General features: G+C 60.2%; 11 protein-coding genes. All 11 read right to left on the bottom strand.

Annotated elements, in window-relative coordinates; all coding sequences use genetic code 11:
- Positions 1-97: 97 nt before the first annotated feature.
- Positions 98-847, bottom strand: coding sequence for a 3-deoxy-manno-octulosonate cytidylyltransferase (gene kdsB, locus AC6I7Z_RS07085; protein ID WP_033751263.1), 750 nt, complete (start codon positions 845-847; stop codon positions 98-100).
- On the bottom strand, positions 844-1026 hold the full coding sequence (locus AC6I7Z_RS07080; protein WP_033751266.1) for a Trm112 family protein: 183 nt from the start codon (positions 1024-1026) through the stop codon (positions 844-846). The genes kdsB and AC6I7Z_RS07080 overlap by 4 nt, the downstream gene beginning before the upstream one ends.
- A gap of 106 nt (positions 1027-1132) precedes the next feature.
- The gene (locus tag AC6I7Z_RS07075) at positions 1133-2350 is read right to left on the bottom strand and encodes a winged helix-turn-helix domain-containing protein (RefSeq protein WP_497813659.1); all 1218 of its coding nucleotides are present in this window, start codon (positions 2348-2350) and stop codon (positions 1133-1135) included.
- A gap of 24 nt (positions 2351-2374) precedes the next feature.
- Positions 2375-3376 (bottom strand): tetraacyldisaccharide 4'-kinase, encoded by a 1002-nt coding sequence (gene lpxK / locus AC6I7Z_RS07070; protein ID WP_497813658.1) that lies wholly within the window; start codon positions 3374-3376, stop codon positions 2375-2377.
- Positions 3373-5121 (bottom strand): lipid A ABC transporter ATP-binding protein/permease MsbA, encoded by a 1749-nt coding sequence (gene msbA / locus AC6I7Z_RS07065; RefSeq protein WP_497813657.1) that lies wholly within the window; start codon positions 5119-5121, stop codon positions 3373-3375. The genes lpxK and msbA overlap by 4 nt, the downstream gene beginning before the upstream one ends.
- A 34-nt stretch (positions 5122-5155) precedes the next feature.
- Positions 5156-7408: a DNA internalization-related competence protein ComEC/Rec2 gene (locus AC6I7Z_RS07060; RefSeq protein ID WP_497813656.1), complete on the bottom strand. Its 2253-nt coding sequence runs from the start codon at positions 7406-7408 to the stop codon at positions 5156-5158.
- A gap of 205 nt (positions 7409-7613) precedes the next feature.
- Positions 7614-7898: an integration host factor subunit beta gene (ihfB, locus tag AC6I7Z_RS07055; protein WP_033751281.1), complete on the bottom strand. Its 285-nt coding sequence runs from the start codon at positions 7896-7898 to the stop codon at positions 7614-7616.
- Between the two features lie 87 nt (positions 7899-7985).
- Positions 7986-9659, bottom strand: coding sequence for a 30S ribosomal protein S1 (gene rpsA, locus AC6I7Z_RS07050; protein ID WP_048784670.1), 1674 nt, complete (start codon positions 9657-9659; stop codon positions 7986-7988).
- A gap of 124 nt (positions 9660-9783) precedes the next feature.
- Entirely contained in the window at positions 9784-10464 is a 681-nt protein-coding gene (gene cmk / locus AC6I7Z_RS07045) for a (d)CMP kinase (RefSeq protein ID WP_497813655.1), read from the bottom strand.
- 200 nt (positions 10465-10664) lie between these two features.
- The gene (gene aroA / locus AC6I7Z_RS07040; protein ID WP_497813654.1) at positions 10665-11951 is read right to left on the bottom strand and encodes a 3-phosphoshikimate 1-carboxyvinyltransferase; all 1287 of its coding nucleotides are present in this window, start codon (positions 11949-11951) and stop codon (positions 10665-10667) included.
- A gap of 86 nt (positions 11952-12037) precedes the next feature.
- Positions 12038-13123, bottom strand: a complete 1086-nt coding sequence (gene serC, locus AC6I7Z_RS07035; RefSeq protein ID WP_497813653.1) for a 3-phosphoserine/phosphohydroxythreonine transaminase — start codon at positions 13121-13123, stop codon at positions 12038-12040.
- Between the last annotated feature and the right edge of the window lie 24 nt (positions 13124-13147).

Here is a 13147-nt window from a genome sequence, read left to right as displayed (position 1 = left end):
CCTCCTCAAGGAAAACATCACACCATCCTGGAGGCCTCAGCGGGCGAAAAAGCAGAAATAGATCAATAAAAGCGTCGGGGATGGCTCCCCGACGCCATCAGCCCTGCAGCGCGGCGCGCACGCGCGCCAGATCTTCCGGCGTATCCACGCCTGTGCCCGGCACGGTTTCCGCGACGGCGACATGGATTTTTTCGCCGTACCAGAGCACGCGAAGCTGCTCCAGCAGTTCGATCCGCTCCAGCGGGCAAGGCGCCCAGGAGACGTAGCGACGAATAAAGCCGGCGCGATAGGCGTAGATGCCGATATGGCGCAGCAGCGTATCGCCGATTTCCTCGCGGGACGCGGCGTAACGCTCGCGATCCCAGGGAATAGTGGCGCGAGAGAAATAGAGCGCGTAGCCCTGCGCGTCCATCACCACCTTCACCGCGTTAGGGTTAAACGCCTCTTCCGCGTCATGAATCGGCACCGCCAGCGTCGCCATGCCCGCCTGCGCGCCCGCCAGATTCGCCGCCACCTGGCGTACGATTTCCGGCGGGATCAGCGGTTCGTCGCCCTGTACGTTGACGATAATCTCATCGTCGGCGAACCCGCAGGTTTCGATCACCTCAGCCAGCCGCTCCGTGCCTGACTGATGGTCGGCGCGCGTCATGCAGACTTCGCCGCCGGCCGCTTCAACCGCTGTTTTCACATCCGGATGATCGGTGGCGACAATCACGCGGCTGGCGCCAGAGGCGCGCGCGCGCTCCATCACGTGAACGATCATCGGCTTTCCGGCGATATCGACCAGCGGTTTGCCGGGCAGGCGCGTCGAGGCGTAGCGCGCGGGAATAATCGCCGTGAAACTCATGGATGGATCTCTTCCACAGCGAGCGTGCGCGCTTCGTTTTCCAGCAGCACCGGAATGCCGTCGCGCACCGGAAAGGCGAGCGCGTCAGGTTTGCAGATCAGCTCCTGCTGGGCGTTGTTGTAGTAAAGCTTGCCGTTGCACACCGGGCAGGCAACAATTTCGAGTAAGCGGTGATCCATATGTCCTCCATTGCGGACCGATTGCATAAGGCGCTAAGGATACCATAGCGCAGTGTTTCAGCGTGCGCGGAAAGCGGCCGCGAAACTGCGGCGCAGACCGCAAAGCTCAGGAATCGAGCGTCCAGACGCCAGGCCAGTGCGGCCGTAGCGCGGCGGGCATCTGTTCGAACAGCACGCTCTCCGCATTCTGCCAGGCCGCAAAGCGCTCAATCGCCTGACGAATATCCCTGACGAATGCGGCGGTGACGCGCGTGTCCGGCTCCAGCCAAAAGTTGTTGATCACCAGCTGCCGCGCCTGGCGCTGCATGCGGGCGTCCAGCCTGGCCTTGATCGCGCCGCGATGCAGCACCGGCAGGACGAAATAGCCATATTTGCGTTTCGCCTCCGGCGTATAGCATTCGATGCGATAGTCGAACTGGAACAGCTCCAGCGCGCGCCGCCGATCCCACACCAATGGATCGAAAGGCGACAGAATGGCGCTGTGCGTGGCGTTAAGCGGCGCGTCGAGCAGCGGCAGCAGATCGCGATGCAGCCACATCTCGCCGAGCCCGGCCACCTCGACCGGCATAATTTCGCCCGCCTGCTGCGCTTTCTCCAGGTAAGGCTTCAGCGCCACCCGTTTTAGGCGATAGTAATCCGGCAGCCAGGCGGCGCGAAAAATACCGAGGCTGCGCGCGCTGTTGCGCAGCATCTCCCACTGCGCGTCCGCTTCGCTAAGGGCGTGCAGCGCATCTTGCCACTCCGGCAGCACCCGTGAACGCAGATCGTAAACCCGCTGAAAATTGCGCCGCTCGCTGACCATCAGCTCGCCCGCGCTGAAAAGATTTTCCAGATGCCGCTTGTGCGGCTTCCACGCCCACCAGCCGGGTTTGTGATCGGCGCCGCTGGCGAAGTCGGCGGCGCGAACCGGCCCCTTATCGGCAATATGCCGCAGCAGGTCGGCGATTTCCTGCTGATGATCCTGCATCCACTGGGCGTTATATTTCCAGCCAAGGCGCTCGGGTTCGAGCATGCGGTGGCGCAGCAGCCGGTAATCTTCGCGGGGAATAAAGCAGGCTTCGTGCGCCCAGTATTCAAACAGCTCGCCCTGCGCCAGCGCCTCTTCCAGCCAGCGCGGCGGGTAGCTGCCGAGACGGCTGAACAGCACCAGATAAGGGCTGCGCGCGACGACGTGGATGGTATCGATTTGCAGCAGCGACATGCGCCGCACCGCCGCGAGCAGATCCGCATAGCGCGCGCGTTTCGACGGCGCGCGCAGCAGACCCTGCGCCGCCAGATGAAGATTTCGTGCCTGTTGAAGCGAAAGCGAAAGCGTTGTGTTCATTCCCTTCCTGCATTCGGCGAGAGGTTAGTCTGCGGACCTGCCTGGGCGCTGCCGCGCCAGACGTTCGATATCGTCCAGCAGCGGGGCGACGGCGCTGCCGCTCAGTTCGGCTTCGACCGGCAGATACCACCAGTCAGGCTGGGCGAAGCGACGGCACTTAACCGCGTCTTTTTCGGTCATCAGCAGGATTTGCCCCCTGGCCACTAAACCGGCCAGCTCCTCCTGACTGTAGGCGTGATGATCGGCGAAGGCGATCTCGGCGACCGGCGTGACGCCATGCTGGTTAAGGGTAGCGAAAAAGCGCGGCGGATGCCCGATGCCGGCCATCGCCACCACATTTTCCAGCGCGGAAAGCGGCGCGATCTGCTGCGTGTGCAGGTTGACCGCATCGCCAGGCCGCAGCGACATCGCGATTTCATCCGCTTCCGCGCGGCCGCCGTTAACAATAACGGCGTCTACCTGTCCCAGACGCGAAGCGCGCTCGCGCATCGGCCCGGCCGGCAGCCACCAGCCGTTGCCGAAGCGGCGGACGCCGTCGACCACCACGATTTCGCGATCGCGCTGCAGCGCGTAGTGCTGCAGGCCATCGTCGGTAATGATGAGATCGATGGGGTGGCTGGCGAGCAGCGCTTCAACCGCGGCGCGGCGCTTCGGCGCCACCGCGACTGGCGCGCCGGTGCGCTGAGCGATCAGCACTGGCTCATCGCCCGCCTGCTCCGTCGGCGTATCGGCATTGACCAGCAGCGGATAGCGCTCCGCTTTGCCGCCGTAGCCGCGCGAAACCACGCCGACGCGAAGGCCGCGGCGCTGTAACGCCTGCACCAGCCAGATCGCGACCGGCGTTTTGCCGTTGCCGCCTGCGGTGAGATTACCGACCACCACCACCGGAACCGGCGCGCGCCAGCTTTTACGCCAGCCGCGCTGATAGCTAAGACGAATCAGAGAGGAGACCGCGCCGTAAATCAGGCTAAGCGGCCACAGCAGCAGCCACAGCGGCGAGCGTCCACTCCAGATACGTTCGATCATTGCCCAAACTGCATCTTATGCAGCTGAGCATAGGCGCCCCGCTGAGCCAGCAGATCGGCATGGGTGCCGCGCTCGACAATACGGCCATCCTCCACCACCACGATTTCATCGGCTTTCTCGATGGTCGACAGGCGGTGAGCGATAACCAGCGAGGTGCGGTTTTTCTGCAGCTCGTCCAGCGCCGACTGGATGGCGCGTTCCGATTCGGTATCGAGCGCGGAGGTCGCCTCGTCCAGGATCAAAATCGGACAGTCGCGCAGCAGCGCGCGCGCAATGGCGATACGCTGACGCTGGCCGCCGGAGAGCAGCACGCCGTTTTCGCCGATCACCGTATCCAGCCCGTTATCCATCTTGTTGATGAAGTCCATAGCGTGCGCCATGGTCGCGGCGCGCTCGATCTCGGCGCGGCTATACTGCTCGCTGCGCGCATAGGCGATATTGTTGGCGATGGTGTCGTTAAACAGGTGAACATTCTGTGAAACCAGCGCAACCTGATTGCGCAGCGAACGCAGCGTGTATTCGCGCAGGTCGTGGCCGTCCAGCAAGATTTCGCCCTGCTGAATGTCGTAAAAGCGCGTCAGCAGGCTGGCCAGCGTCGACTTGCCTGAGCCGGAGCGTCCAACCAGCGCCACGGTTTTGCCTTCCGGCAGCGCCAGGTTGATATCGCGCAGCGCTGGCGTATCGCGGCCAGGATAGGTAAAGGTGACATTGCGAAACTCCACGTCGCCTCTGGCGCGCTGAATTTCGCGCGTGCCGGTGTCGACTTCCTGCTCGCTGTCGAGGATAGAGAAAAGCGTCTGACACGCCGCCATACCGCGCTGGAACTGCGCGTTGACGTTAGTCAGGGATTTCAGCGGACGCATCAGCGCGATCATCGATGAGAAGACCACGGTGATGGTGCCTGCGGTCAGCGTATCCATCACGCTGGGAAAGCTGGCGGCGTAAAGTACGAACGCCAGCGCCAGCGAGGCGATCAGCTGGATCACCGGATCGGAGATGGATGAGGCCGATACCAGCTTCATGCCCTGCTGACGCATGCGGTTGCTGACGCGGGCGAAACGCTCCGACTCCACTTCCTGACCGCCGAAAATCAGCACTTCTTTGTGCCCTTTCAGCATCTGCTCGGCGCTGGTAGTCACCTGCCCCATGGTGTTCTGCATGGTTTTGCTGATGCTGCGAAAGCGCTTAGAGACCGAGCGAATCGCCAGAGAGACGACAGGCGCCAGCACAATCAGGATGAGCGACAGCTGCCAGCTGTAGTAGAACATCATGATAAACAGGCCGATAATCGACGCGCCTTCGCGCACTACGGTTACCAGCGCGCTGGAGGAGGAAGAGGCGACCTGCTCGGAATCGTAGGTGATGCGCGACAGCAGCGTGCCTGTTGACTGTTGGTCGAAGAACGAGACCGGCATGCCCATCATGTGGCTAAAGAGGCGACGGCGCATATTCATCACGACGTTGCCGGAGACCCAGGAGATGCAGTAGCTGGAAATATAGCTGGTGACGCCGCGGATCAGCATCAGCCCGATAACGGCCAGCGGCATCCAGATCAGCACCGACTTATCCGCTTTACCAAACCCATCATCCAGTAAAGGCTTCAACAGGGAGAGCATGAGCGTGTCGCCCGCGGCGTTAAGTATCAGGGCCACAGCGGCCACGCATAAACCCGCTTTATGGGGCGCGATCATCGGCCAGAGTCGACGAAATGTCTGCCACGTTGAGAGATCTTTATCTTGATGCATTATTTATTCACGCTGTTTGAAATAGCCGCTCATTCTACCTGGATTCCCGTTTGACGCCAAACCACTGATGGTACCAACGGGGCAAAATTTGCTCTCTCAGGCCAGAAACCGCGGTTTTGCGGCCGGCGACGGTCAGGGTTATCTGGCCCGACAGGGCGGTGTCGTGCCAGGCGAAGCCCGCGCGGCGGTAGTTTTCCAGCACGCTGTTGACCGGCATATGCCAGGCGTTGTAGCGCGCCATTGAGGCGATAGCGATACCTCCGCCCACGTTGCGCAGCAGCAGCGGCGTTGACGAGGTGCGACTGCCGTGGTGCGGCACCTGGATGATATCGGCCCTGAGCCCGCTTTTTTCCAGCGCCACCAGCTGCCGCTCCGCCGGCGCCTCCAGATCGCCCATCAGCAGCAGGCGCGTGACGCCGTCATCCACGCTCAGCACGCAGGAGTCGTTATTGTTGCTGACCGCCGAGCGCGCGGGCGGCCACAGCGCTTCGATATTCAGCGCCCCCCAACGCCAGCGCACGCCGCGCATACAGGGCAGATGAGCGGCATCGAGCGTGGCGCTGCGTATCGGCACCGCGGGCCAGCGCTGTTTTATCGCCTTTAATCCGCCGCTGTGATCGAGATGGCGGTGGCTGAGCACGACCGTCTGAAGGCGCAGCCGTTTACGCGTCAGCCAGGGAATAATGTGGCGCGTGCCGGCGTCGCCGTGTTCCCAGGCCGGTCCGGTATCATAGAGCATCGCCTCTCTTCCCTGACGGATCACCACGCTCAGCCCCTGCCCGACATCCAGCATATCGATACGCCAGCCCGGTTCGTCGCGCGGCCAGCGCCAGGCCAGCAGCGCCAGCACCAGCGCCGCGCAACTGACCGGGGCGGCGTGAAACAGCGCGCAGCGCCAGATAATCAGCCCGCCCCACAGTAGCAGCGCCAGCGTGCCGCCGTCATGAAACGCCCACCAGCCATCGGGCAAAGTCTCCAGCGCCGCCATCAGCCAGGCGATGGAGATGTCCGCCAGCCGCCAGAGCGCGGCGCAGATCGCGCTGACCGGCGTCAACATCGCCAGCAGGATAAGCGGCACGCTGATAAAAGAGATCACCGGTATCGCCAGCATATTCGCCGCCAGCGCCGAGAGGCTAATGCCCTCAAACAGCATCACCTGCAGCGGCGCCATCAGCAGCATCATGCCGAGCTGCAGGTGCAGTAGCTGAACCGGCAGCCAGCGCCAGCCGCGACGACAGCGCGCCGGTAAAGGAAACCAGTGGTACCAGATCAGCAAAAAGGCAACCGCCAGCGCCGAGAGCCAGAAACTCTCTGAGAGCACGTTGAGGGGATCGAACAGCAGCAGCCCGCCGACGCACAGGCTCCAGACCTGCCAGCCGCTAAGCTGCACGCCTCTGATACGAAAAATAAGCCATAGCGTCAGGGCGATTAACGCGCGCTGGGCGGGCGCATGACAGCCGGAAAGCCAGGTATAAAGCGCCGCCAGCAGCCAGCTCGTCAGCAGCGGGAACAGATAGCCGATAAGGCGCGCCGGCAGCGCCAGCTGAACCGCCCGCGCCATAAGCCAGCCGCTGCTGGCGGCCAGCGCGATATGCATACCTGAAATCGCCATCAGATGCGCCGTGCCGGTTTCCCGCAGCAGCTGACGCAGCGCGTCGCCCATTTCCGCCCGCTCGCCGAACGCGAGCGCCTCAACAACGGCGCGCTGCTCAAGCGCGTTAATCGCTGGCAGATCGCGCAGGATGCGCTGCCAGCGCCAGCTGCAGGCCAGGGATTCTGGCCGTTGCTGCTGAATACGGCCTCGCAGCCCCATATGATTCGCCAGCGCGAAACGCTGCGCGTCGAACTCCCCTTCATTGAGCCGGGCATGCACGGGCCGCAGGCTGAGCTGCATCTCCCAGCGCTGCCCAGGGCACCAGACTTGCTCGCTCTCTCCGAGCGACAGCCAGGCGAAACGCGGCGGAAACAGATAGCGCCCTTCTCGCGTTAATAGCTGCACCTTGATCTGTCGCCTCTCTTGCTGAACCTCATCGATGCGCACGCTGTAGCTGGCGGGCGCAGCGCTGGCGGTTTCTATCGCGGTCACAGCTGAGCGTGCGGCTCCCAGCATCCAGCTGCACAGCAGCAGCGCTATCGCCGCCATGCGCAGCCACGCCGACTGCGTCCACAGCAGCAGCATGCCTGCGCAGGCGATTGCCGCGATGCCTGCTGTTGATGGAAGCCGATGAAGAAACAGCAGCGGCAGCGCGGCGAGAATAGCGATTCTGGCAATAAGCGTTGCTGTCATCTTGCTCTCGTCCCGGTTTAACACGCTGAGAGTATGCAGATAATGCGGCGCGCGGTCAGGCTGAGGCTGGCGCGCTTCAGCGCGGCCTCGCAAAAAAAGAGGAAGATTTCAGGGCGATTGCAGAGCCTGTCAGCCAGGCTCGCAAAGAAACGGCGGGCAAAAAAAAACGACATCCTGAGATGTCGTTTCTGCGTTCGGTTACGGCTTAACCGTAAATGTTTGCACGGTCTCGCAGCTCTTTGCCCGGCTTGAAGTGGGGAACGTATTTACCTTCCAGTTCCACTTTGTCGCCCGTTTTCGGGTTACGACCCGTACGCGGCGCGCGGTAATGCAAAGAAAAGCTGCCGAATCCCCGGATTTCAATGCGTTCGCCCTGGGCCAGCGTAGTGGCCATGTGCTCCAGCATCTCTTTTACAGCATCCTCAACGACTTTCGCCGGAATATGAGTCTGCTGGCCAGCAAGTCTTTCAATCAGTTCTGACTTGGTCATGTAACCTCCGGTTAATCCTTGTGGGAAAGGTATGACAGCTTGCTACCGTAACCGGGCAGATTTCCCTGCCCGGTTGCTTCAGGTCGATTACTCGCCTTTAGCTGCTTTGAACGCTTCAGCCATAGCATTGGAGAAATTGCTTTCTTCCTGCTTGTTGTTCACAGTTGCGATGGCATCTTTCTCGTCAGCTTCGTCTTTCGCACGGACAGACAGGCTAACAACGCGGTTTTTACGATCAACGCCGGTGAATTTAGCTTCAACATCGTCGCCAACATTCAGAACCAGAGTTGCGTCTTCAACGCGGTCACGTGAAGCTTCAGAAGCGCGCAGGTAACCTTCAACGCCGTCTGCCAGTTCAACTGTAGCACCTTTAGCGTCAACTGCCGTTACTTTACCAGTAACGATGGCGCCTTTCTTGTTCAGGGTGATGTAGTTGTTGAACGGATCTTCAGCCAGCTGTTTCACGCCCAGAGAGATGCGCTCACGCTCTGCGTCAACCTGCAGTACAACGGCAGCGATTTCGTCGCCTTTTTTGTACTCACGAACGGCTTCTTCGCCAGTCGCGTTCCAGGAGATGTCAGACAGGTGAACCAGGCCGTCGATGCCGCCGTCCAGGCCGATGAAGATACCGAAGTCAGTGATTGACTTGATTTTACCTTCAACGCGGTCGCCCTTGTTGTGGGTCTCAGCAAACTGCTGCCATGGGTTGGCTTTGCACTGCTTCAGGCCCAGGGAGATACGACGACGCTCTTCGTCGATGTCCAGAACCATAACTTCAACCACGTCGCCCACGTTAACAACTTTAGACGGGTGGATGTTTTTGTTGGTCCAGTCCATTTCAGAAACGTGTACCAGACCTTCAACGCCTTCTTCGATTTCTACGAAGCAGCCGTAATCAGTCAGGTTGGTTACACGACCGGTCAGGCGAGTGCCTTCCGGGTAGCGCTTAGCGATAGCCACCCACGGATCTTCGCCCAGCTGTTTCAGGCCCAGAGATACACGGGTACGCTCGCGGTCGAACTTCAGCACTTTAACAGTGATTTCGTCGCCCACGTTGACGATTTCGCTCGGATGCTTAACGCGTTTCCACGCCATGTCGGTGATGTGCAGCAGGCCGTCGACGCCGCCCAGATCAACGAATGCGCCGTAGTCAGTGAGGTTCTTAACGATACCTTTGACTTCCATGCCTTCCTGCAGGTTTTCCAGCAGCTGATCGCGCTCAGCGCTGTTCTCAGATTCGATAACCGCGCGGCGAGACACCACGACGTTGTTACGCTTCTGATCAAGCTTGATTACTTTGAATTCAAGCTCTTTGCCTTCCAGGTGCAGCGTGTCGCGTACCGGACGCACGTCAACCAGTGAACCTGGCAGGAACGCACGAATACCGTTCAGCTCAACTGTGAAGCCACCTTTAACTTTGCCGTTGATAACACCGGTAACAGTTTCAGCGTCTTCGTAAGCTTTTTCCAGCGTGATCCAGGCTTCATGACGTTTAGCTTTCTCACGGGACAGCAGGGTTTCACCGAAGCCGTCTTCCACTGCATCCAGGGCAACGTCAACTTCGTCACCAACCTGGATTTCCAGTTCGCCGGCTGCGTTCTTGAACTGCTCTGCCGGAATGGCAGACTCAGATTTCAGACCCGCATCAACCAGAACGACGTCTTTGTCGATAGAGACAACAACGCCACGAACGATGGAACCCGGGCGGGTTTCGATTTCTTTCAGGGACTCTTCAAAGAGTTGAGCAAAAGATTCAGTCATATTGATAATCTTAGGATTCTTCAATTTAACGTCCACCTGACGTCATTGTCGGATGGGGTTGTTTCACATGCCCTGCGCGCTTTCCCTGGCACAGGGTTACTGCAATTCTGTTTGGCCGAAAAGATTAAATGCCCAGCTTTGTGCGGGCATATTCCAGCGCCTGATCAATGACTTGTTCGATGGATAACTGCGTAGAATCCAGAACCAGCGCATCGGCGGCGGGGACTAAAGGCGCAATGGCGCGGTTGCGATCGCGGTCATCACGTTCTTTTATCTCGGCTAAAAGGCGATCAAAGTTAACACTAAAGCCGCTTTCCTGCAACTGTAGCATACGGCGCTGGGCGCGCTCTTCCGGGCTGGCGTCGAGGAAAATTTTTACCGGCGCGTCAGGGAAAACCACCGTGCCCATATCGCGGCCGTCGGCGATTAGGCCGGGCTCGTCGCGAAAGGCGCGCTGGCGGCGCAGCAGCGCCTCACGCACGCGGGGAAAAGCGGCGACGCGCGACGCGGTGTTGCTGACGTCCTGCGTGCGGATTTCGCCGGTGACCTCTTCGCCCTCGAGGATGACCCGCAGTTCGCCCTCTTGCGACACGAAACGCACGTCCAGATGGGCCGCCAGCGGCACCAGCGCCTCTTCGGATTCAATATCCACCTGATGATGCAGCGCAGCCAGCGCCAGAACGCGATAGATGGCGCCGGAGTCGAGCAGATGCCACTGCAGCGCTTCCGCCATCGCTTTGCACAACGTGCCTTTGCCTGCGCCGCTAGGTCCGTCGACAGTTATAACCGGGGCAGTTGCCGTCATTATTCTCTCCTGTTGCTGCGCGAAATAGTTCAGCCTTCAGGCTGTTCAGAACTGGAAGCATTATACGCGGCCCAGGCTAATGTCGTTACCTTTTAGCGGAGACATCGCTATAAATTGCAGCAGATTCAGAACATATCTTGGTCAGTGAGGCCAGAGGCAGTGAGAATGCCGGAGAGTCTCGCTCTCCGGCGCGGTGAAAATCAGGCGTTCTGGCTGATTTTGGCCAGCTGCTGGAAATAGTCGGGGAAGGTTTTCGCAGTACAGCCGGGATCGAGGATAGTCACGGGCGTATCGGAGAGCGCCACCAGCGAGAAGCACATCGCCATCCGGTGATCGTTGTAGGTGCCGATCTCCGCGTGACGCAGTGTTTCCGGCGGGGTGATGCGGATAAAATCATGCCCCTCTTCCACTTCCGCGCCCACTTTACGCAGCTCGGTGGCCATTGCAGCCAGGCGATCGGTCTCTTTAACGCGCCAGTTGTAGATATTGCGCAGCAGCGTCGGGCCTTTAGCGAACAGTGCCGCCGTGGCGATGGTCATCGCGGCGTCGGGAATATGGTTCATATCCATATCAATGCCGTTAAGCTCGCCAGCGGTACAGGCGATATAGTCGCTGCCCCACTCGACGGTTGCGCCCATTTTTTCCAGCACGTCGGCAAAGCGGATATCGCCCTGCACGCTGTCGCGGCCGATGCCGGTGACGCGCACGGTTCCGCCTTTAATGGCGGCGGCGGCGAGGAAATAGGAGGCGGAAGAGGCGTCGCCCTCTACCAGATAGTCGCCTGGCGACTGATACTGCTGTTGGCCTTTAATGATAAAGCGCTGGTAGTGCTGGTTTTCGACCTCGACGCCGAAGCAGCGCATCAGATGCAGCGTAATATCGATATAGGGTTTAGAGACCAGCTCGCCTTTAATGGCGATCTGGGTATCGCGCTCCGCCAGCGGCGCGGTCATCAGCAGCGCGGTCAGGAACTGGCTGGAGACGCTGCCGTCCACGCTGACGTCGCCGCCGGTGAAGCCGCCTTTCAGGCGCAGCGGCGGGTAATCGCTGTTCTCCAGATACTCAATCTGCGCGCCGCCCTGACGTAGCGCGTCGACCAGATGTCCGATTGGACGCTCTTTCATGCGCGGTTCGCCGGTCAGAACGATATCCTGCTCGCCGAGACAGAGCGCCGCCGCCAGCGGCCGCATCGCCGTGCCCGCGTTGCCGAGAAACAGCTCCAGCGGCTGAGAGGCGCGCAGCGCCCCTGCCTGTCCCACCACGTCGCACTGGGTGCGGTCGGCGGAGAGAGTAAAATCGACGCCCAACGCCTTAAGGGCGTTCAGCATATGTTTAACGTCATCGCTGTCCAGCAGGTTCGTCAGACGCGTGGTGCCTTTCGCCAGCGCAGCCAGCAGCAGCGCGCGGTTAGAAACGCTTTTTGAACCCGGCAGGTTAACGGTGCCGTCAACGCGTGCAATCGGTTGTAAGGTCAGGGAGTCCTGCATGTGAAACCAAATCTCCAGAAAAGGACAAAACCCCGCCGCGAGACGGGGTCTGAAGTCGGCGCTAGCGCCGACGCTACAGCTCAGGCTTAACCGTGACGACGTGCGAAGTCAGCCATAAAGTCGGTCAGCGCTTTGACGCCTTCCAGCGGCATCGCATTGTAGATCGATGCGCGCATACCGCCTACCACGCGATGGCCTTTCAGAGCGTGCAGGCCCGCGTTGAACGACTCTTCCAGGAACAGTTTGTCCAGCGCGGCGTCCGCCAGCTGGAAAGGCACGTTCATGCGCGAACGGTTTTCCGTCGCGACGTCGTTGCGGTAAAACGGGTTGCTATCGATCAGGCCGTAGAGCAGATCGGCTTTAGCCTGATTGATTTTGTCGATTTCGCTGACGCCGCCCTTCTCTTTCAGCCATTTAAACACCAGGCCGGAGAGATACCAGGCAAAGGTCGGCGGCGTATTGAACATAGAGTCGTTTTCCGCCAGCACCTGATAATCGAGAATAGAGGGAACGGACTGGCGGGCTTTGCCCAGCAGATCGTCGCGCACGATGACGATGGTCAACCCGGCCGGGCCGATATTCTTCTGCGCGCCGGCGTAGATCACGCCGTAACGGTTGATGTCCAGCGGACGCGACAAAATGGTAGAGGAGAGATCGGCAACGACGATTTTGTCGCCGAAGTCGGGCTGTTCGTCGATCGCGATGCCGTCGATGGTCTCGTTGGGGCAGTAGTGCACGTAAGCGGCGTCGCTACTCAGCGCCCACTGGCTCATCGGCAGGATAGCGCGTTTGCCGTCACGGGTAGTCTTGACGTCCAGCGTGCGCGGCGTGCAATACTTTTCCGCTTCTTTAATGGCGCTGTGCGCCCAGTAGCCGCCGTCGACGTAATCCGCCGTGGTCGCCTCGCCCAGCAGGTTGCCCGGCACCGCAGCGAACTGCGCGCGCGCGCCGCCGTGGCAGAATAAAACTTTGTAGTTAGCCGGGATTTTCAGAAGATCGCGTAAGTCCTGCTCCGCCTCTTCCGCTACCTTGAGAAACTCTTTGCTGCGATGGCTGATCTCCATAACGGAGGTCCCCAGACCGTGCCAGTTTGTCAGTTCTTGTTCTGCACGACGGAGCACTTCAACCGGCAGCATCGCTGGACCGGAACTAAAATTATAAATCTGCGTCATTTCCCCTCACCACGTTATCCAGAA

The organism is Pantoea sp. X-Soil-MYKO-1289 (assembly GCF_059730625.1).
The sequence above is the reverse complement of the archived record's forward strand: the minus strand, read 5'-3'. Positions and strand labels throughout refer to the sequence as shown.

Bases quoted from the DNA above. Each gene is read 5' to 3' on its own strand.
- serC (WP_497813653.1), bottom strand. From the start codon at position 13,123: ATGACGCAGATTTATAATTTTAGTTCCGGTCCAGCGATGCTGCCGGTT.
- kdsB (WP_033751263.1), bottom strand. From the start codon at position 847: ATGAGTTTCACGGCGATTATTCCCGCGCGCTACGCCTCGACGCGCCTG.
- rpsA (WP_048784670.1), bottom strand. From the start codon at position 9,659: ATGACTGAATCTTTTGCTCAACTCTTTGAAGAGTCCCTGAAAGAAATC.
- aroA (WP_497813654.1), bottom strand. From the start codon at position 11,951: ATGCAGGACTCCCTGACCTTACAACCGATTGCACGCGTTGACGGCACC.
- AC6I7Z_RS07060 (WP_497813656.1), bottom strand. From the start codon at position 7,408: ATGACAGCAACGCTTATTGCCAGAATCGCTATTCTCGCCGCGCTGCCG.
- AC6I7Z_RS07075 (WP_497813659.1), bottom strand. From the start codon at position 2,350: ATGAACACAACGCTTTCGCTTTCGCTTCAACAGGCACGAAATCTTCAT.
- lpxK (WP_497813658.1), bottom strand. From the start codon at position 3,376: ATGATCGAACGTATCTGGAGTGGACGCTCGCCGCTGTGGCTGCTGCTG.
- msbA (WP_497813657.1), bottom strand. From the start codon at position 5,121: ATGCATCAAGATAAAGATCTCTCAACGTGGCAGACATTTCGTCGACTC.
- ihfB (WP_033751281.1), bottom strand. From the start codon at position 7,898: ATGACCAAGTCAGAACTGATTGAAAGACTTGCTGGCCAGCAGACTCAT.
- AC6I7Z_RS07080 (WP_033751266.1), bottom strand. From the start codon at position 1,026: ATGGATCACCGCTTACTCGAAATTGTTGCCTGCCCGGTGTGCAACGGC.
- cmk (WP_497813655.1), bottom strand. From the start codon at position 10,464: ATGACGGCAACTGCCCCGGTTATAACTGTCGACGGACCTAGCGGCGCA.